The 17,224-nt window shown below is 63.7% G+C and carries 17 protein-coding genes; 12 read left to right on the forward strand and 5 right to left on the reverse strand.

Annotated features, from left to right (window positions below):
* Window positions 1-23 precede the first annotated feature (23 nt).
* Entirely contained in the window at window positions 24-530 is a 507-nt protein-coding gene (locus FHS92_RS11575) for an asparaginase domain-containing protein (RefSeq protein WP_184080750.1), read from the forward strand.
* Here FHS92_RS11575 and FHS92_RS11580 read toward each other — a convergent pair.
* Entirely contained in the window at window positions 527-1,144 is a 618-nt protein-coding gene (locus FHS92_RS11580) for a MarC family protein (RefSeq protein ID WP_184080752.1), read from the reverse strand. The genes FHS92_RS11575 and FHS92_RS11580 overlap by 4 nt on opposite strands.
* 100 nt (window positions 1,145-1,244) lie before the next feature.
* On the opposite strand from FHS92_RS11580, the gene FHS92_RS11585 reads away from it, so the two are divergent.
* On the forward strand, window positions 1,245-1,946 hold the full coding sequence (locus tag FHS92_RS11585) for a Crp/Fnr family transcriptional regulator (RefSeq protein ID WP_184080754.1): 702 nt from the start codon (window positions 1,245-1,247) through the stop codon (window positions 1,944-1,946).
* A gap of 129 nt (window positions 1,947-2,075) precedes the next feature.
* On the opposite strand, the gene FHS92_RS11590 is transcribed toward FHS92_RS11585, so the two are convergent.
* Window positions 2,076-2,894: a universal stress protein gene (locus tag FHS92_RS11590; RefSeq protein WP_184080756.1), complete on the reverse strand. Its 819-nt coding sequence runs from the start codon at window positions 2,892-2,894 to the stop codon at window positions 2,076-2,078.
* A 162-nt stretch (window positions 2,895-3,056) separates the two neighbouring features.
* Here FHS92_RS11590 and FHS92_RS11595 point away from each other — a divergent pair, with 162 nt between their 5' ends.
* Together FHS92_RS11595 and acs are read left to right on the forward strand one after the other, a co-directional pair.
* Window positions 3,057-5,120 carry a TonB-dependent receptor plug domain-containing protein gene (locus FHS92_RS11595; protein ID WP_425506249.1) on the forward strand — a complete coding sequence of 688 codons (2,064 nt, stop codon included), beginning with the start codon at window positions 3,057-3,059 and terminating at the stop codon, window positions 5,118-5,120.
* Between the two features lie 26 nt (window positions 5,121-5,146).
* On the forward strand, window positions 5,147-7,090 hold the full coding sequence (gene acs, locus FHS92_RS11600; protein WP_184080758.1) for an acetate--CoA ligase: 1,944 nt from the start codon (window positions 5,147-5,149) through the stop codon (window positions 7,088-7,090).
* A 44-nt stretch (window positions 7,091-7,134) separates the two neighbouring features.
* Here acs and FHS92_RS11605 read toward each other — a convergent pair whose 3' ends face one another.
* The gene (locus FHS92_RS11605; RefSeq protein WP_184080760.1) at window positions 7,135-10,347 is read right to left on the reverse strand and encodes a PAS domain S-box protein; all 3,213 of its coding nucleotides are present in this window, start codon (window positions 10,345-10,347) and stop codon (window positions 7,135-7,137) included.
* The gene (locus FHS92_RS11610; RefSeq protein WP_184080762.1) at window positions 10,344-10,604 is read right to left on the reverse strand and encodes a type II toxin-antitoxin system ParD family antitoxin; all 261 of its coding nucleotides are present in this window, start codon (window positions 10,602-10,604) and stop codon (window positions 10,344-10,346) included. Before FHS92_RS11610 ends, FHS92_RS11605 begins: the two co-directional genes overlap by 4 nt.
* A gap of 394 nt (window positions 10,605-10,998) precedes the next feature.
* On the opposite strand from FHS92_RS11610, the gene FHS92_RS11615 reads away from it, so the two are divergent.
* The 6 genes from FHS92_RS11615 to FHS92_RS11640 all read left to right on the forward strand — a co-directional run bounded on the left by FHS92_RS11615 (window position 10,999) and on the right by FHS92_RS11640 (window position 14,625).
* Window positions 10,999-11,205, forward strand: coding sequence for a cold-shock protein (locus FHS92_RS11615; protein ID WP_184080764.1), 207 nt, complete (start codon window positions 10,999-11,001; stop codon window positions 11,203-11,205).
* 14 nt (window positions 11,206-11,219) lie between these two features.
* Window positions 11,220-11,555 carry a DUF6481 family protein gene (locus FHS92_RS11620; RefSeq protein ID WP_184080766.1) on the forward strand — a complete coding sequence of 112 codons (336 nt, stop codon included), beginning with the start codon at window positions 11,220-11,222 and terminating at the stop codon, window positions 11,553-11,555.
* A 24-nt stretch (window positions 11,556-11,579) separates the two neighbouring features.
* Window positions 11,580-12,308, forward strand: a complete 729-nt coding sequence (locus FHS92_RS11625) for a spermidine synthase (protein ID WP_184080768.1) — start codon at window positions 11,580-11,582, stop codon at window positions 12,306-12,308.
* A complete protein-coding gene (locus FHS92_RS11630) occupies window positions 12,298-12,507 on the forward strand; it encodes a hypothetical protein (RefSeq protein WP_184080770.1) in 210 nt (69 codons plus the stop codon). Before FHS92_RS11625 ends, FHS92_RS11630 begins: the two co-directional genes overlap by 11 nt.
* A gap of 331 nt (window positions 12,508-12,838) precedes the next feature.
* Window positions 12,839-13,417: an ANTAR domain-containing protein gene (locus FHS92_RS11635; RefSeq protein WP_184080773.1), complete on the forward strand. Its 579-nt coding sequence runs from the start codon at window positions 12,839-12,841 to the stop codon at window positions 13,415-13,417.
* Window positions 13,418-13,419: 2 nt separating this feature from the next.
* A complete protein-coding gene (locus FHS92_RS11640; RefSeq protein WP_184080775.1) occupies window positions 13,420-14,625 on the forward strand; it encodes an ABC transporter substrate-binding protein in 1,206 nt (401 codons plus the stop codon).
* A 101-nt stretch (window positions 14,626-14,726) separates the two neighbouring features.
* Here FHS92_RS11640 and FHS92_RS11645 read toward each other — a convergent pair whose 3' ends face one another.
* Window positions 14,727-14,897: a hypothetical protein gene (locus FHS92_RS11645; RefSeq protein ID WP_184080777.1), complete on the reverse strand. Its 171-nt coding sequence runs from the start codon at window positions 14,895-14,897 to the stop codon at window positions 14,727-14,729.
* A 58-nt stretch (window positions 14,898-14,955) separates the two neighbouring features.
* Here FHS92_RS11645 and FHS92_RS11650 point away from each other — a divergent pair, with 58 nt between their 5' ends.
* Window positions 14,956-16,248, forward strand: coding sequence for an ABC transporter substrate-binding protein (locus tag FHS92_RS11650; RefSeq protein WP_184080779.1), 1,293 nt, complete (start codon window positions 14,956-14,958; stop codon window positions 16,246-16,248).
* A gap of 9 nt (window positions 16,249-16,257) precedes the next feature.
* Window positions 16,258-17,220: a nitrate ABC transporter permease gene (gene ntrB, locus FHS92_RS11655; RefSeq protein ID WP_221231019.1), complete on the forward strand. Its 963-nt coding sequence runs from the start codon at window positions 16,258-16,260 to the stop codon at window positions 17,218-17,220.
* Window positions 17,221-17,224: the final 4 nt, after the last annotated feature.

A 17,224-nucleotide genomic window follows, 5' to 3' on the forward strand; every position in this document is an offset into this window, starting at 1 on the left:
CCATGGCACGGACGGAGCACCACATGTCGCAGAACCCCATTCTCATCCTCACGACGGGCGGCACGATCGACAAAGCCTATTTTGACGCACTGAGCGCGTACCAGATCGTTGACTCGGTCATCCCGAAGATTCTGGATACCGCGCTCGTGCGGCACCCCTATCGCGTGGAACAGATGTTCCGGAAAGACAGCCTCGATCTGACCGATGGCGATCGCGCCGACATCCGGGACCACGTCGCCGCCGCGGACGAGCGGCACATTGTCATCACCCATGGCACCGACACGATGACGACCACAGCGCAGGCACTGGGTGGTATCCAGGACAAGACCATTGTGCTGGTCGGCGCGCTGGCGCCTGCCCGGTTTCAGGAAAGCGACGCCATGTTCAACATCGGGATGGCTTTTGCTGCCGCCCAGACCGCCGCTCCGGGACTCTATATCACCATGAACGGATCGGTATTCCGTGCGGACGCGGTGGTCAAAGACCGCGCGCAGGGCGCCTTCGTTTCGCGCCCGGCTTCGTCGGCCTAAAAGCTCCCGTTCAGCCCGTCGATCACGAACTGCACCGCCATCGCCGCGAGCAACACCCCGAGCAGGCGGGAAATGACCGCCTCGATCTTCTCGCCCAGCAGCGCCATCAGCGGTCCGGCCAGCAGCAAAGCGGCGAGCAGCAATGCGAGCACGCCGACCATCGCGCTGAGCACGACAATGCGCTGCTCCGTCCCGACCGCCTGCGCCATCAGCAGCATGATACTGGTGATCGATCCCGGCCCGGCGATCATCGGCATCGCCATCGGGAACACCGACACATCCTCCACCTCGGGGGTTTCGATGATTTTCTGCGCCCGATCCTCGCGCCGCTGGGTGCGCTTTTCGAACACCATTTCCAGCGCGATCAGGAACAGCATGATCCCCCCCGCAATGCGAAAGCTGTCGAGGTCGATGCCGAGAGCATGGAGCAGCTGTTTGCCGAACAGCCCGAACAGCAGCAGGATCGCCATGGCGATGAAGACCGCGCGGATCGCCATCGCACGGCGCTGTGCAACCGATGCGCCGCGCGTGATGCTGGCGTAGATCGGCATGCATCCGGGCGGATCGATCACCACGAACAACGTAATGAAAGCGGAGAGGAAAAGCTCGGCCATGGGTCATGGCATAGACACCCCCCCGCACCAACACAAGCGCAGCGCTCCCCCGCCGACGCGCCTCTTCCCTTGCCTGTATTACCCTGCTAGATCGCGGAACATGAAGGATTGCACCGAATGTGTCGTGCGCAACCGCGCCATTTGTGGGGGGTTGACCCCGGATGAGCTGGCGGCGCTCGGCTCGCTCGGGCGCAACCAGATCGTGCGGCGCGGCCAGACGATCGTGTGGGAAGGTGACGAAGCGCTGGTCGTCGCCAATGTCATCGACGGCGTTCTCAAGGCATCGATGTCGATGCCCGATGGGCGCGAACAGATCGTCGGCATCGTCTTTCCGTCGGATTTCATCGGCCGCCCGTTCGGACAGGAAAGCCCCTACAGCGTCACCGCTTTAACCGACGCGGAACTGTGTATTTTCACCCGTTCGAGCTTCGAGAAATTCGCCCTTCAGCATCCCGACCTCGAACACCGGCTGCTCCAGCACACGCTGGGCGAGCTCGACCGCGCACGCGAATGGATGCTCCTGCTCGGCAAGAAATCAGCCAGCGAGCGTATCGCGTCGCTGTTGCTTGAGCTGTCGACACGTTTGCAAGCGGGCGGGTGCGCCCATGACAGCATGGTGCTCGACCGCTTCGAGCTTCCGCTCGACCGGCAGCAGATCGGCGACCTGCTCGGCCTCACGATCGAGACCGTCAGCCGCCAGCTGAGCCGCCTGAAGGGCGAGGGGCTCATCGCCCTGCCCGACCGTCGTCACGTCGTCATTCAGGATCGCGCTCGACTCCAGAACATCGCGATGGCGGCCTGACGATCAGGCGGTGCCGCGTTTCCGCCCGGGCGCGTCCAGCTGTGCCCGACTGTCCGACGACGCCCGGACGGAACCGATAAGCCCTTAGGGCGGCTTGTCTCTTGCTTGGCGCGGCATGGTCCTGCTTCCTCAGTGACCCAGCAGCAGCGGGATCGCACTGGTGTCGAGCAGCGCGCGAGTGGTGCCCCCCAGCACCGCCTCGCGCAGCCGCGAGCGGCCGAACGCACCCATCACGATCGCCCCCGCGCCAATTTGCGCCGCAAACCGGGCAAGAACATCGTCCGCGCGGTTCACCTTGCCCGGCAGGACATGCAGCTCGGTCTTTACGCCGTGGCGCGCGCAATAGGTGCTGGCGCTCAATTGCGGGAAATCCGTCGTATCGTCACCCACGGAGACGATGTGCACGGCACTCGAACGCCGGAGGATCGGCACCGCCTGCCGCAGCGCGTGCGCCGCCTGGATCGATCCGTTCCACCCGACGACGATCGGCGCGGACAGGTCCAGCCGCCGACACCCGACCGGCACAGCAAGCACGCCGCAGTGCACCGCGACCGATACGTCCTCGACAATTGCGAGCGGCGTCAGCCCTTCCTCGGCGGGACCGGCGGGCCGCCCCTGCCCCAGAATCACCAGATCCGCGAGCGCGGCGCACCGGATCAACTCCTGCACCACATCGCCGTCGATGCTGCGCCACGACCATGCGACATCTTCGCCCTGAAGCTTCGCCTCGATCCGCTCGCGAACAGCGCTGTCGATTGCGTGCAGTTCTTCCAGCACGATCCCGGCGGCGTAGATGCCATCGACCGCCGCGAAACTGCCATAGCCCTGAATGGGGCTGACCTGCAGGCAATGCAGGTGCGCGCCGAATGTCCGCGCGATGTCGAGCGCAATCTGCAGCCGATGGTCGAATCCGCTGTCGTCATGCACATGAAGCAAAATGGATTTCACGATGCGTCTCCCTTCATGAAGGGCGTGGGCGGACCTTCCGCCAGCGCGCCATGAAACTGAGTCTAAGAGCGGATCGCCAAAAATCATTGATATGGCGCAAGGAGTTGGAGGCCGTAACGGATTTCGATTGGCGTCACGAACTGCTTTGGCTAGGGCGGCGCGATGCTGCGTCCGTCCTCCCGCCTGTTCTGGCTCATGCCTGCCCTCCTCGCGCCCGCACAGGGATGGGCGCAGGCCGCCCCTCCTGCGGACAGCCCGATCGTTGTCATCGGCACGCCGCTTCGCGATCCGCCCGGAACGCCCGCTTACGGATCGGTACGGATCGACCGCGACCGCCTGACCGCGACTGCGTCGGGGCGGATCGAGGATGCACTGCGCGATGTCGCCGGGTTTCAACAGTTCCGCCGCTCGGACAGTCGCTCCGCCAATCCTTCGGCACAGGGAGCAACCCTGCGCGCGCTGGGCGGCAACGCGTCGAGCCGCACGCTCGTCCTGCTGGACGGCGTGCCGATGGCCGATCCGTTCTTCGGCTATATCCCGTTCAGCGCAATCGTGCCCGAGCGCCTCGCCTTTGCCCGTGTGACGCGCGGCGGCGGGGTCGGAGCGTTCGGCGCGGGCGCGGTCGCCGGCACCATCGAACTGGGCAGCGCCACCCGCGCCGACCTTCCCGACCTTTCGGCCAGCGCCTTTTACGGCAGCGATGATGCGACCGAATTGTCCGCAACCCTGACGCAGGATCTGGGCGGCGGTATGGTCACGCTCTCGGGCCGGTGGGATCGCGGCGACGGCTTCAACACCACGCCCGCCGATCAGCGCACGGCGGCAACGGTCCCTGCGCGCTATGATGGGTGGAGCGTCGGCCTGCGCGCCGTCGCGCCGATCAGCCCCAATGTCGAGATGCAGGCCCGCGCCCTGCTGTTCCGCGATAACCGCACGCTGCGCTTTGCCGGGGCGGACAGCGGCAGCGAGGGCCAGGATGCGAGCGTCCGCATCCTCGCGCGCGGCCGGTGGCAGGTCGATGCGCTCGCCTATATTCAGGCGCGCAATTTCGATAATGTCGTCATCAGCGCCACGACCTTCCGCCCCTCGCTCGACCAGCGCAACACGCCCTCCACCGGCATCGGCGGCAAGTTCGAACTGCGTCCGCCCGTGGGTGATGCCCATGTGCTGCGCATCGGGCTCGACACGCGCCTCGCGCAGGGGGATATGTACGAGGACAGCTTCAACGCCGCGACCGGCGCCGTAACCGGCCATCGCCGCGCCCATGGGCGGCAGTCGACCAGCGGCCTGTTTGTCGAGGACGACTGGACGCTGGGCGCGCTTGTGCTGACCGGCGGAGCCCGCATCGACCGCTGGACGATCACAAACGGCCGCTTCGTGACGCAAAACGCCAGCGGATCGACATCCACCGTGACTCGTTTCCCTGATCGCGACGCCTGGGAGGGCTCGTTCCGCGCCGGAGCGCTGTTCCACGTTTCCGATGGCATCAGCCTGCGTGCGGCGGGTTATACCGGCTACCGCCTGCCAACCCTGAACGAGCTGTACCGCCCCTTCTCGCTGGTCGCAGCGAACAGCAATGGCGGCCGCACGACCGTCGCCACCGACGCGAATGCCGCGCTGGCTCCCGAAAAGCTCAAGGGCGCGGAAGTCGGCATGGATCTCTCCCCTCTGCCCGATGTGCACTTTGCCGCAACGGCGTTCTACAACCGCCTCGACAACGCGGTCGGCAACGTCACGCTCAGCAGCGTGACGAGCGGCGCCAACGTCACGATTACCCGCCAGCGCCAGAACATCGACGCGATCATCGCCAAGGGCATCGAGCTGACCGCCAGCGCGCGGCGCGGTGACTGGTCGCTGTCCGCCGCCTATGCCTACAGCCACAGCCGGGTGAAGGCGCCCGGCATGCCGTTCGACGGCCTCGTCCCCGCGCAAAGCCCGCGTCACACCGCGAGTGCCACTCTCTCCTGGCTGCCGGAAACCCGGCCCGGCCTGTCGGGCACGATCCGTTATACCGGGCGGCAATATGAGGACGACCTGCAAACCGATGTCCTGCGCGACGCGCTGACGGTGGATGCCCTCGCCCAATGGCCGCTGGGTCGCCACATCATGCTTGTCGCCCGGGCGGAAAACATCTTTGACGCAACCATTGATACCCGAAATGCGGGCGGCTCGCGCGATTTAGGTTCACCACGAACTCTTTGGATCGGCGCACGACTGCGCTATTAATGTCGGAAATCATTTCAGGAGAGGCAATGACTGACGATCTGTTCCCCGTCCCCGCTACCTGGGCTGCGAACGCCCGCATGAACCAGCAAAGCCGCGCCGCCGACCACGCCCGCTCACTGACAGAACCCGACGCCTATTGGCTGGAACGCGCACAACGGCTGGACTGGATCAAGGCACCGACCAAGGCGGGAAACTGGAGCTTTGACGAAGCCGATTTCGGTATCAAATGGTTCGAGGATGGTGTCCTCAACGTCTCCGCCAACTGCATCGATCGCCATCTCGCCACCCGCGCGGATCAGGTCGCGATCCTCTGGGAAGGCGACGATCCGTCCGAAGAACCCCGCCACTACACCTATGCGCGGCTTCATGCCGAAGTCTGCCGTTTCGCCAATGTGCTGAAAAGCGCGGGCGCGAAAAAGGGCGACCGCATCACCCTCTATATGCCGATGATCCCGGAGGCCGCCTTCGCCCTCCTCGCCTGCGCGCGCATCGGCGCGATCCACAGCGTCGTGTTCGGCGGCTTCTCTCCCGAAGCGCTGGCCGGACGCATCATCGACTGCGATTCCAAGTTCGTCGTCACCGCCGATGAAGGCCGCCGCGCCGGGAAGACCGTTCCGCTCAAGGCCAATGTCGACGCCGCGCTCGCCGAATGTCCGGGCGTCAAACAGGTTGTCGTCGTGCGCGCTACCGGCGGCGCTGTGAACATGACCGATGGCCGCGACATCTGGCTGGACGAGGCTGCGGAAACCGTCAGCGCCGACTGCCCGCCCGAACCGATGAATGCGGAAGATCCGCTGTTCATCCTCTACACCTCCGGCTCGACCGGCAAGCCCAAGGGCGTGCTCCACACCACCGGCGGCTATCTGCTGTGGGCGAGCCTGACTCACGAATTGTGCTTCGATTACCGCCCCGGCGACATCTGGTGGTGCGCCGCCGATATCGGCTGGGTCACCGGCCACACCTATATCGTCTATGGCCCGCTCGCGAACGGCGGAACGACGCTGATGTACGAAGGCGTGCCGAACTGGCCGACGCCCTCGCGCATCTGGGAAGTGATCGACCGGCATCAGGTGCACACCGTGTTCACCGCTCCCACGGCACTGCGCGCACTGATGCGGGAGGGCGACGATTATGTGAAGGCCACCTCGCGCAAATCCCTGCGCCTGCTCGGAACGGTGGGCGAGCCGATCAACCCGGAGGCGTGGCGCTGGTATCATCATGTCGTGGGCGAGGACCGCTGCCCGATCATCGACACCTGGTGGCAGACCGAGACCGGCGGCGCGATGATCGCCCCGATGCCCGGCGCGACCGCCCTGAAACCGGGCAGCGCGACATTACCCATGCCCGGTGTCGCTCCGCAGATCGTCGATGCCGAAGGGGCCGTGCTCGACGGCGCGACCGAGGGCAATCTCTGCATCACGGGCAGCTGGCCAGGTCAGATGCGGACCGTCTGGGGCGATCACGACCGCTTCTTCCAGACCTATTTCACCACCTACAAGGGCAAATATTTCACCGGCGACGGGTGCCGCCGCGACGAGGATGGCTATTACTGGATCACCGGCCGCGTCGACGACGTCATCAACGTGTCGGGCCACCGCATGGGCACGGCTGAGGTCGAGAGCGCGCTCGTCCTCCACGCCGACGTCGCCGAAGCGGCGGTCGTTGGTTTCCCGCACGATATCAAGGGACAGGGCATCTATGCCTATGTGACGCTCAACGTCGGGGTGGAACCGGACGACGCGCTGCGCAAGACGCTCACCCAATGGGTCCGCACGGAAATCGGGCCGATCGCCACGCCCGATGTCATCCAGTTCGCGCCCGGCCTGCCCAAGACCCGGTCCGGCAAGATCATGCGCCGCATCCTGCGCAAGATTGCGGAAGGCGATGTCTCGGCACAGGCGCTGGGCGACACGTCGACGCTGGCGGATCCCAGCGTGGTCGATCATCTGGTGGCCAACCGGGCGGGATAACGGACCAAACCCCTTCCCGGCCGCAGCGACCGGGAAGGGAATGATCAGCTCCCCTCGCAGCGCCACTCCAGTCGGTTGAGCGTATCGGCCAGGCTGCTGGCGGTATAGGGTTTGGCAATCACGTCCGCACACGGATCGTTGGCGTAGCGCGAAGCCAAGGCCTCCACATCCTCGTTGCTGGCCAGCAGCAGCGGGAGATCGACATGCATGGCGCGCAGTTCCGCGACGAGCGCGTCACCGCGCCGATCGGGCAGGTTCTGGTCGATGATGATGCCGTCATAGCGCCCCTGCGCGGACCGTACCTTGCCCAGCGCCTCGGCGGCGTTGGCCGCCTCCTCCACCGCAAAGCCTTCGCCGCGCAGCCCCTCCGCCGTCAGCGTGCGCACGGTGGGTTCGGCCTCGACCAGCAACAGCCGACCGGTTCGCCCAATATCGAGCAGATCCCGCACTTTCTGGCCCAGCGCGGCGTAGGTAAACGGCTTGGCGATCATCTCCACGCCCGGCTCCAGCCGTCCGCCGTTGACCATGGCGTTCCGGGTATAGCCGGAGGTGTAGAGGATGCGCAGTTTCGGCTGGATCTTGCGCGCCTCCTCGGCCAATTCGTTGCCGGACATGCCGGGCATCACGACGTCGGTAAACAGCAGGTCAATCGGCTCGGCCTGTCGTTTGAGCAGCCGCAGCGCCGACGGCCCATCATGCGCCTCCAGCACGCGGTAGCCCAGATCGCGCAGACACTCGACGGTGTAGGCGCGGACGTCGTCATCGTCTTCCACCGCCAGAATTGTCTCCCGCCGCTGCGACTTTTCGAGCGACGCGCCGTTCGACGCTTCGTCGTCCGCGCCCTGGGAATTCATCATGCGCGGCAGATAAATCTTGACCGTCGTGCCCTTCCCTTCCTCGGAATAGACTTTCACATGGCCGCCGGACTGTTTGACGAATCCATAGACCATCGACAGCCCCAGCCCCGTGCCCCGGCCCACTTCCTTGGTCGTGAAGAAAGGTTCGAACACATGCGCGACCGTTTCGCGCGACATGCCATGGCCGCTGTCGGTCACGGCGATCACGACATATTGCCCGGCCGCGACTTCGGCATGGACCGCGGTATAGGCCTCATCAATGCGGGCGTTCGCGGTCTCGACGACCAGTTCTCCCCCATCGGGCATCGCGTCCCGCGCATTTACGGCAAGGTTAAGCAGCGCGCTTTCGAGCTGGTTCGGGTCAGCCTCCACCCGCCACAACCCCGGCGACGTGACGATTTCCAGCCGGATCGTCTCCCCCAGCGACCGGCTCAACATGTCCGACATGCCCAGCACCAGCCGGTCTACGTCGATCGCCTTGGGTGCGAGCGGCTGACGGCGGGAGAAGGCAAGCAACCGGTGCGTCAGCGATGCGGCGCGCTCTGCCCCCTTCATCGCGTTTTCCAGGGCACGGCGTGATCGCGCCTCGGCGACCCCAGCGGTATCGAGAGCGCGCACCGCCATATCGATATTGCCGGTAACAACGGTCAACAAATTGTTGAAATCATGCGCAATTCCGCCGGTCAGCTGGCCGATCGCCTCCATCTTTTGCGACTGACGCAAGGCTTCCTGCGTCTGCTCCAGCGCGCGCTGGCCCTCTTTCTCGGTCTGGATGTCACGCACAATCGCGTGAATGAGACCGTCACCGGACACAGCCGTCCAGGAAACCCAGCGATGGCCACCGTCCTTCTGCAGCATGCGGATCTCAACGTTCAGGGTCTTCTGGCCATCCCTCTGCGCCGCCATTTCCCGCTGGGCCACGGGATGATCGTCCGGGTGAACAAAATCCAGAATATCCTGCCCCAGCAAATCCGGCTCGTCCCACCCAAGCAGCTCGGTGCAGGCGGGATTGGCGGCCTGGATGCTGCCGTCGAACCGGGTGACGACCATCATGTCGTTGGACAGGCGCCACATCCGGTTCCGCTCGGCCGACTGTTCGGCAACGCGCTGTTCCAGCGTCTCGTTCAACTGCTGCAGCGCCTCCTCATTGCGCTTGCGATCGGTCACGTCGTAGACCACACCTGCGAAACGGATGACCCCCTGCTCGTCGTCCTCCAGCGCTTCGGCGCGGCGCGCGAACCAGCGTTCCTCGCCCGTATCGGCGCGACGCACGCGATATTCGGCATAGCCCAGCGCGCCCTCGTGAATGATCGGCTGCAACGTACCCAGCGTGCTTCGGTCTGCCGGGTGAACCAGGGCGGCGGCCTCCGCGATGTCGATTTCGGCACGGACGTCCAGCCCCCATAAGCGACAGAATTCCTCCGTCACGGTCAACTTGCCCGATTTGGGGTGCAACTCGAACGCCCCGATGCCCCCCGCGCGCTGCGCCAGGCGAAGGCGATCCTGCGTACGATGCTGGTCGCTGACGTCGTGGCCACTGACGAAGATGCCCGACACCCGTCCATAGCTATCCCGGATCGGCTGATAGATGAAATTGAGATACGCCACGATCGGCGCGCGCCCTGCGTCCCGCTGCAGGAGCACCGGCGTATCTTCCCCGATATAGGCTTCGCCGGACGAATAGACAGAATCCAGCAGGTCGATGAACCCCTGTGCGCCAACCTCCGGCAACGCCTCGGACACCGTTTTGCCAATGACATCGCGATTGCCGACCAGCTGGCGATAGGCCGCATTGGCAATTTCCAGAATATGCGTGGGGCCCCGCAGCATCGCCATGAAACCCGGCGATTTCTCGAACATGTGGCGCAACCGGTCATGTTCGTCGGCAAGCTGCCGCTCGGCCCGTACCTGCGCCGTCACCTCCGTGACGACGGCGAGCACGCCCAGGATTTTTCCCGCTTCGTCGATTACCGGGGAATAATCGAGATCGAACCAAGCCTCGCGCTCCTCACCGCTGCGCAACAGCGTAAATTCCTGCTCCTTGTAAGACAGGGTTTGACCCGACAGCACCGCTCGCATCACTTTGCCGTTAAAGGCCGAAGCCTCCGGCCATGCGTCTTTCACCGGCTGCCCAAGGATCCGGAGATACCGGTCGGCCGCAACCTCTGCGTAGCCGTCGTTAAAGATCATGATCCCTTCGTCGCCCCACATCGTCGCCATCGCCGTGGGCGATTGCAGGATCAAGGATACGGTCGCCCGCATCGTCGGCGACCATTGCTCCATCGGACCGACGGGCGTACGCGCCCAGTCATGACCGGCGACCAGATCCTGCATCTTGCCGTTGGTGTGCCGAACGTCGGGAAGACTGTCCCGGCTAGCCGTGCCCCCCTTGGCTGTCACGATGCCTTTATCTCCCGTCTGTCCGTCGCGGTTTTGCGCGACGGCAGCTCGGAGCGTCCCGTCCCTCTCTCGGCAGCATTAGCCCGCGCGGGGTGACGGGAATGGGCCTGACCATTTTGCATTTCGGGCATCAGGGCGCGAAGCCCCTCGCGAACGACCTCACTGGCGCTGGCATAGCGCCCCGAACGCACAAGGTCTGTGATGAAGCGGTCCAGCTCGGGGCTCAGCGAAACGGTGCGAATGTGACGGGACGGCATAACTCTCCGGCGCGTTGTGGAATACACGGTGTTAACCTGTAATACCCGCGATCCCCCGATTGGTTCCGCATCCTGCCGCAACCGGGAAGAAATCCGCACACCGGACTTTGGTGCAGAGCGATCCGCGACGCGGCTCCGGAAGACCTAGGCTCAGGACAATGGCAAGAGCTCCGATCGGCCGGCACACCGGAAGCGGGACGCTGAACTCGCGCGGCTGTTCAAGCGAAGCCCTTCTATTTTGCGTCGGCATGTGCTAACAGTCCGATGTTCACGTCGCTTTCGACGGATGAATTGGTGGCGTGTGCCGCCTTCTTTATCCCCTTTTAGCTTCACAACACAGATATTCCCGGATCTTCGGGCGTGTCTATCACTCATTGTTTAAGGGGTTTCCCAAATGATCACCGGAACTGTAAAATTCTTTAACGATGCCAAGGGCTTTGGCTTCATCGCGCCGGAAAGCGGCGGTGGCGATGCCTTCGTGCATATCTCGGCTGTCGAACGCGCGGGCATGCGGACGCTGGTCCAGGATCAGCGCGTTTCCTACGACCTGGAAACCGACAATCGTGGCAAGACGTCCGCCGTCAACCTGCAGGCGGCGTAAGGAGGCGTTTGCCCATGCATGGTTACAAGGAACCGAGTTTCCAGGAACGCACGGCCGCCGCAGCTCGAGCGCGTAACAGCGCGCTCGAGAAGCTGCAGGCCCGTCCGCCGTTGAGCCAGGACGAAATCGACCGGCGGGTGGCCGCGCAGGCGGCCAAGGACGCCGCCGCACAGGCGAAGCGCGCGGCGGCCGTGCTGGCGCGTGAAGCCGCCGCTGAAGCCAAGGCAGAACGCGGTCGCGAGGCCGCTCGTCTGGTTGAACCCGCAGCGACCGACCCGGTGCTGACCGAAAGCGAACGGAAGGCGGCACGTGACGCGCGTTATGCCGCCCGCAAGCACCGCAAGGGCTGAGCACACCTGCATGGAAGCGCATCGATGATCCCGCGCGAACTCATCGGAACCGCCGAAATTCCCGGTGGAGAGCATTTGCGCCTGATCCGGCATGGCGACGATTTTGTCATCATGATCGGCCGCAACGAGCTGATGAACACCCGGATGCGCGGTTCGGAGGAAGCTCTGGCCACCATGAGCTGCGCGCGGATTGCTGGCCGGAAGAACCCCCGCCTGTTGATCGGTGGTTATGGCATGGGCTTTACCCTGCGTGCGGCTCTGGCGGTACTCCCGCCAGACGCGCATGTCGCCGTGGCAGAACTCGTGCCCGAGATCATCGAGTGGGCGCGCGGACCAATGCAGGACGTGGCGGCGGGATGCCTCGAAGACCGGCGCGTTCACATCATCGAAGAGGATGTCGTCGATGTGATCCGGTCCCGGCCCGCGTCGTTCGACGCCATCCTGCTGGACGTGGACAATGGACCCGATGGTCTGGTGCGCGAGGCCAACAACCAGCTCTATTCCCAACAGGGCCTGAGGGCGGCTCACGCCGCGCTAAGGCCCGGTGGCGTACTCGCAATCTGGTCCGCCGCCAAGGACGACGCATTTGCCCGTCGGTTGAAGACCGCCGGCTTTGCCGTCGATGAGATAGCCGTTCGAGCGCGGGGCAACGGCAAAGGCGCCAAACATGTGATCTGGTTCGCTACCGCGTCTCTTGGCGGACGCACATTTCCCCGGCCCACACCTGATCAGGAGACCGCTTATGTCCCGTGAAAAAATTCAGCCCTTTTTGATCAATAAAGACGAAGAGGGAAATTTCCGACTGACGGTGCGCGATGTTCGCTACAACTCGCAGGGCTATCCGATCGTAACGGCCACACTGCGGGACGACCTGTTCAAAACGGCGACCGCTGCGAGGACCTACGCCCGCGATCATTTCAAGGCCGAACCGGGTCAGTTCGCAACAAAGTAGGAGCGAGGATAGCCCTCCCCGCGCCGTCTCAATGTCCGACCCGTCGACCCTGGGGTCGCAGCGCCCGGGCGATCACTCATCCTGCGCGCGTCCCATCAAATCCATGAAATTGCGGGCGGCATCACGGTCCCCCTCCTCCCTGAAAGCGACATCAGGTCGGGCGCCGCCCCAAGCAGGTGCGTGAGCGCCCACAAGGCAAAGCGGCGACCGCGTCAGTTTCTGTACCGACGTCGACGCGCATCCTCTCGATGCCGCAGTAATCAGCTGTTTTCGGCCCAGCTTGCATACAACCTGACTTTCGCTATGCTGCGCCGCAATATGAAAGTCCCCCGTGCGCATTGCGATTGTTGACGAGTCCCCGGCGCGCGCCGCGGTGATTCAGGAAGGCTTGCAGTCGTCCGGCCTGACCGACATCCTCGTCCTGTCGGAGCGGAAGGATCTCGTCGCGCGAATCGAGACATTTGGTCCCGATGTGATCCTTATGGATCTCGCCAATCCCCGGCGTGACGAGCTGGAAGAGCTGTTTGCCGTGTCGAAGGCGTTGGCCAAGCCGGTCGCGATGTTCGTTGACAGCAGCGACGACACGGCGATGGAAGCCGCCGTTGAAGCGGGCGTGTCGGCCTATGTGGTGGATGGGCTGAAGGCCGCCCGCATCCGGCCTATCCTGGAACTCGCGATCAAGCGTTTTCATGCCTTCGCCCGATTGCGACTGGAGCTGGACGAGGCCAAGACAGCCCTTGCCGAACGCGATGTTATCGACCGGGCCAAGCGGTTGCTCATGAAAAAGCGGAACATCGACGAGCCTGCGGCCTACACCCTGCTCCGCAAGACGGCGATGGATAATGGTCGCAAGATTGCCGACGTTGCGGACGCGCTGCTCACGGCAGAAAAACTGATGGGAGGGCTGTGACGGTGACGGAAACGATGCGGATCGGCTTCCTTCCCCTTGTGGATGCGGGCCTACCCATTCTCGCCCGGGAAATGGGGTTTGCCGAGGACGAGGGCCTGACCTTCGATCTGGTGCGTGACATGAGCTGGGCAACGGTGTGCGACCGGTTGCTTTACGGGCATAGCGACGCTGCCCATCTGGTCGCGCCGCTCGCCATCGCAACGACGCTGGGCCTGGGGCGCCCGGCCGTTCCGCTGTCGGTTCCCTTTGTATTGGGACTGAACGGCAACGCCATCACAGTTCGGCCCGATCTGGCAGAGCAGCTTACCACGACAGGCACGCCAGGCGACATAAGGGAGATCGGTCGCCGTCTGGCCACCGTGGTGCGAAAGGCAGGCCGCAAGCTTCGCTTCGGGGTGGTGCATCGCTATTCGAGCCATAATTACATGCTGCGCTACTGGCTCCGCGCCAGCGGCATTGACCCCAATCAGGATGTGGAAATTGTCACGGTCGCCCCGCCGTTTGCGACGGATGCGCTCTCCAGCGGCGAAGTTGATGGCATATGCGTGGGCGAACCGTGGAACAGCGTGGCGGTGGACCGGGGTGTTGGCGTAATCATCGTGGTGACGTCGCAAATCTGGCGGCGCGGTGTCGAGAAGGTGCTGGCGATCAAGTCGGAGACGATGACCCAACGGCCCGAAGCCACAGCGCGGCTGTTGCGGGCGCTATGGCGCGCGGGGCAAGCCTTTGCCGATCCGGCCCGGCTGGACGAAGTGGCGGCTATCCTGGCCCAACCGGAATATCTCGACGGATCACAGGAACTGATCAGGGGCGCTGTGGCGGACCAGATCCTGTTCGCACGCGACCATGAACGGATCCATGTACCCGACTTCATGTTTCAGCACCGCGAGGCAGCCAATTTCCCGTGGCAAAGTCAGGCAGCCTGGCTGTATGCGCAAATGTGCGCGGCAGGCCATGTTACGTCCGATGCTACCGACTATGAAACGGCGCAGCGCGTGTTCCGGCCCGATATCTATCGGGCCGCGCTCGCCCCGCTTGGCGTCCCCCTGCCGGGCGCAAGTGCCAAGCTGGAGGGCGGTCTTGAGCTTCCCACCGGGGTGGGAACGACGCAAGGGCGGCTGGTCCTCGGCCCGGACCGCTTTTTCGACGGACGCCCTTTCGACCCCGAACGGCTTGACCAATATTTGGCGGAACTGGCTCAAATATAGCGTGCCAGAAGGGGAAAAATGGTGCGACGCAAAATTCCTTCTTGCGCAAAACGCGAATCGGTGACAGACTGTTCATCATCGAAGCAACGTTGCTTTGGTCTTCAAAACTGACTTCTGCCAATGATGGCAAAGGTTATAGCGACCCACAGGTCACAGGCAACGACGCCGCCCGGAACAATCGCAAGATTGGCTTTCGAGGCGGCTTTTTTAATGCCCTTTTCAGGGCCGAAGAGGAGTTGGGACACGGTTTCAATCGTCTGAGCGGCACTCATCCAGTGCCCGGGACCGCGAAAACCGGACCAGCCCCCGATCAACAGGGAGTGTAACAGAGTGAGCAACGGGGACGATCAAGACACGCGCGGACACACAGTCAGCCGTCGCGGACTGCTGAAAACGACGGGCACAGCAGCCATTTTTGCTGCGGTGCATCAGGCGTTTCCGTCGGGTGCGTTTGCCGCAGGCGGCGGGCCGGAAGTGAGCGGCGCCAAGCTGGGGTTCATCGCGCTGACCGACGCAGCACCTCTTATCGTCGCCAAGGAACTGGGGCTCTTCGCCAAACACGGTATGCCCGATGTGTCCGTCGCCAAGCAGGCAAGCTGGGGCGCGACCCGCGACAATCTGGTGCTCGGCAGCGGCGGCGGCGGCATTGACGGCGCACACATCCTGTCCCCCATGCCCTACCTCATGTCGCTCGGTGTGAACTCCAAGCAGACGGCAATGAGCGTCCTTGCCCGGCTCAACGTCAACGGCCAGGGCATTTCCGTTTCCAAGGAATATCTTGCCGCGAAAGCGGGCCTGAACGCAGCCTCGATGAAGGGCGTGATCGCTCAGCGCAAGGCCGCGGGCAAGAAGATCACCATGGCCATGACATTCCCCGGCGGCACGCACGACCTGTGGTTGCGCTACTGGCTGGCCGCAGGCGGTATCAATCCGGATGCCGACATCGAACTGATCACCATTCCGCCGCCGCAAATGGTCGCCAATATGAAGGCGGACACCATGGACGCCTTCTGCGTGGGCGAGCCGTGGAATGACCAACTGGTCGCGCAACAGCTCGGTTACACCGCCGTTTCCACGGGACAGATGTGGGCGAACCATCCGGAAAAATGCTTTGCGATGCGGTCTGACTGGATTGCGCAAAATCCCAATGCCGCTGTTGCGATCACTGCGGCAATCCTGGAGGCGCAGCGCTGGGCCGACAATCCCGCCAATATATCGCGCCTTGCCATGATGATCGCCGGCCGTGACTATCTGAAAGTCCCGGTATCCGACATTGCCGACCGCCTGCAGGGCAATTTCACCATGGGCGACGGACGGAAATTCCCGAATGCGGCGTTCAAGATGAAGTTTTTCGCGGGCTACGCGTCCTTCCCGTACAAGAGCCATGATCTCTGGTTCCTGACTGAGAACCAGCGCTGGGGCAAACTGCCTCCCTCGCTCAACAAGAACGCCATTATTGCCAAGGTGAACCGGTCCGACATCTGGCGCAAAGCCGCCGCAAAGCTCGGTGGCAAGGGACCCGCCAGCGACAGCCGGGGCGTCGAGAAATTTTTCGACGGCAAGATTTTCAACCCCGCCAATCCGGCCGCTTATCTTGCCAGCCTGGCCATCAAGAAGGTTTGAGGAGTGCGCATGGCCAGCCCCCATATGTCATCGATAGAAACCCCGGCGGGCATGCTGCCCACCACCGTGGCAGCGCCGACGTCCGCGACCATCGTTCCCTATCCCAAGGAAGCGATCGCCCGGCGCCAGCCCACGCCTCCGCCGCGCATCATCGGCCCATGGGAAGAACGGCTGCGGTCCGTTGCGGCGTCAGTCTTGCCCACATTGCTGATGGTGGCCGCTTTGCTGACGCTCTGGCAAATCGCCTGCGGAGCGGAAGACTCAACCTTTCCCAGCCCGCTCAAAGTCTGGGAAGTCAGCCATGACGTCATTGTCCATCCTTTCAAGGGTGTGACGGTCGATGGTGGGGGACTGCATATCGTCGACGGCGGAGACGTCGGCATAGCCGGACATATCATCACCAGCCTGGAGCGGGTGTTGATGGGATACAGCTTCGCGGCGGTTATCGGCATCGCGCTTGGCATATTGGTGGGGCAAAGCGTCTTCGCCTACCGCGCGCTCGATCCGCTGTTTCAGGTGCTGCGCACCGTGCCGCCGCTCGCCTGGCTGCCGATCAGCCTCGCCGTGTTCCAGCAGGCCCAGCCGTCCACAATCTTCCTGATCTTCATCACCGCGATCTGGCCGGTGATCCTGAACACCGCCGCCGGGGTACAAAACATCCCCGCCGCCTATCGCAATGTCGGAAAGGTGCTGGCGCTCAACCCCATCGAGTTCTTCACCAAGATCATGCTTCCGGCGACAGTGCCGCACATGTTTACTGGCCTTCGCATCGGCGTCGGTATGAGCTGGCTCGCCATCGTCGCCGCCGAAATGGTCCAGGGCGGCACCGGCATCGGCTTTTTCATCTGGGACAGCTACAACAGTTCGCTCCTCACCGACACGATTGTCGCGCTGATATGGATCGGGCTGGTCGGTTTCGCCCTTGACCGCATCGTGGCCTTCGTCGGCCGCCGCATTGCCCGCGCTGACTGAAGGA

Source organism: Sphingobium subterraneum, assembly GCF_014199435.1.
Taxonomy (GTDB): domain Bacteria; phylum Pseudomonadota; class Alphaproteobacteria; order Sphingomonadales; family Sphingomonadaceae; genus Sphingobium; species Sphingobium subterraneum.

Bases quoted from the DNA above. Each gene is read 5' to 3' on its own strand.
- FHS92_RS11575 (WP_184080750.1), top strand. From the start codon at position 24: ATGTCGCAGAACCCCATTCTCATCCTCACGACGGGCGGCACGATCGAC.
- FHS92_RS11580 (WP_184080752.1), bottom strand. From the start codon at position 1,144: ATGGCCGAGCTTTTCCTCTCCGCTTTCATTACGTTGTTCGTGGTGATC.
- FHS92_RS11585 (WP_184080754.1), top strand. From the start codon at position 1,245: ATGAAGGATTGCACCGAATGTGTCGTGCGCAACCGCGCCATTTGTGGG.
- FHS92_RS11595 (WP_425506249.1), top strand. From the start codon at position 3,057: ATGCTGCGTCCGTCCTCCCGCCTGTTCTGGCTCATGCCTGCCCTCCTC.
- acs (WP_184080758.1), top strand. From the start codon at position 5,147: ATGACTGACGATCTGTTCCCCGTCCCCGCTACCTGGGCTGCGAACGCC.
- FHS92_RS11610 (WP_184080762.1), bottom strand. From the start codon at position 10,604: ATGCCGTCCCGTCACATTCGCACCGTTTCGCTGAGCCCCGAGCTGGAC.
- FHS92_RS11615 (WP_184080764.1), top strand. From the start codon at position 10,999: ATGATCACCGGAACTGTAAAATTCTTTAACGATGCCAAGGGCTTTGGC.
- FHS92_RS11620 (WP_184080766.1), top strand. From the start codon at position 11,220: ATGCATGGTTACAAGGAACCGAGTTTCCAGGAACGCACGGCCGCCGCA.
- FHS92_RS11625 (WP_184080768.1), top strand. From the start codon at position 11,580: ATGATCCCGCGCGAACTCATCGGAACCGCCGAAATTCCCGGTGGAGAG.
- FHS92_RS11630 (WP_184080770.1), top strand. From the start codon at position 12,298: ATGTCCCGTGAAAAAATTCAGCCCTTTTTGATCAATAAAGACGAAGAG.
- FHS92_RS11645 (WP_184080777.1), bottom strand. From the start codon at position 14,897: ATGAGTGCCGCTCAGACGATTGAAACCGTGTCCCAACTCCTCTTCGGC.
- ntrB (WP_221231019.1), top strand. From the start codon at position 16,258: ATGGCCAGCCCCCATATGTCATCGATAGAAACCCCGGCGGGCATGCTG.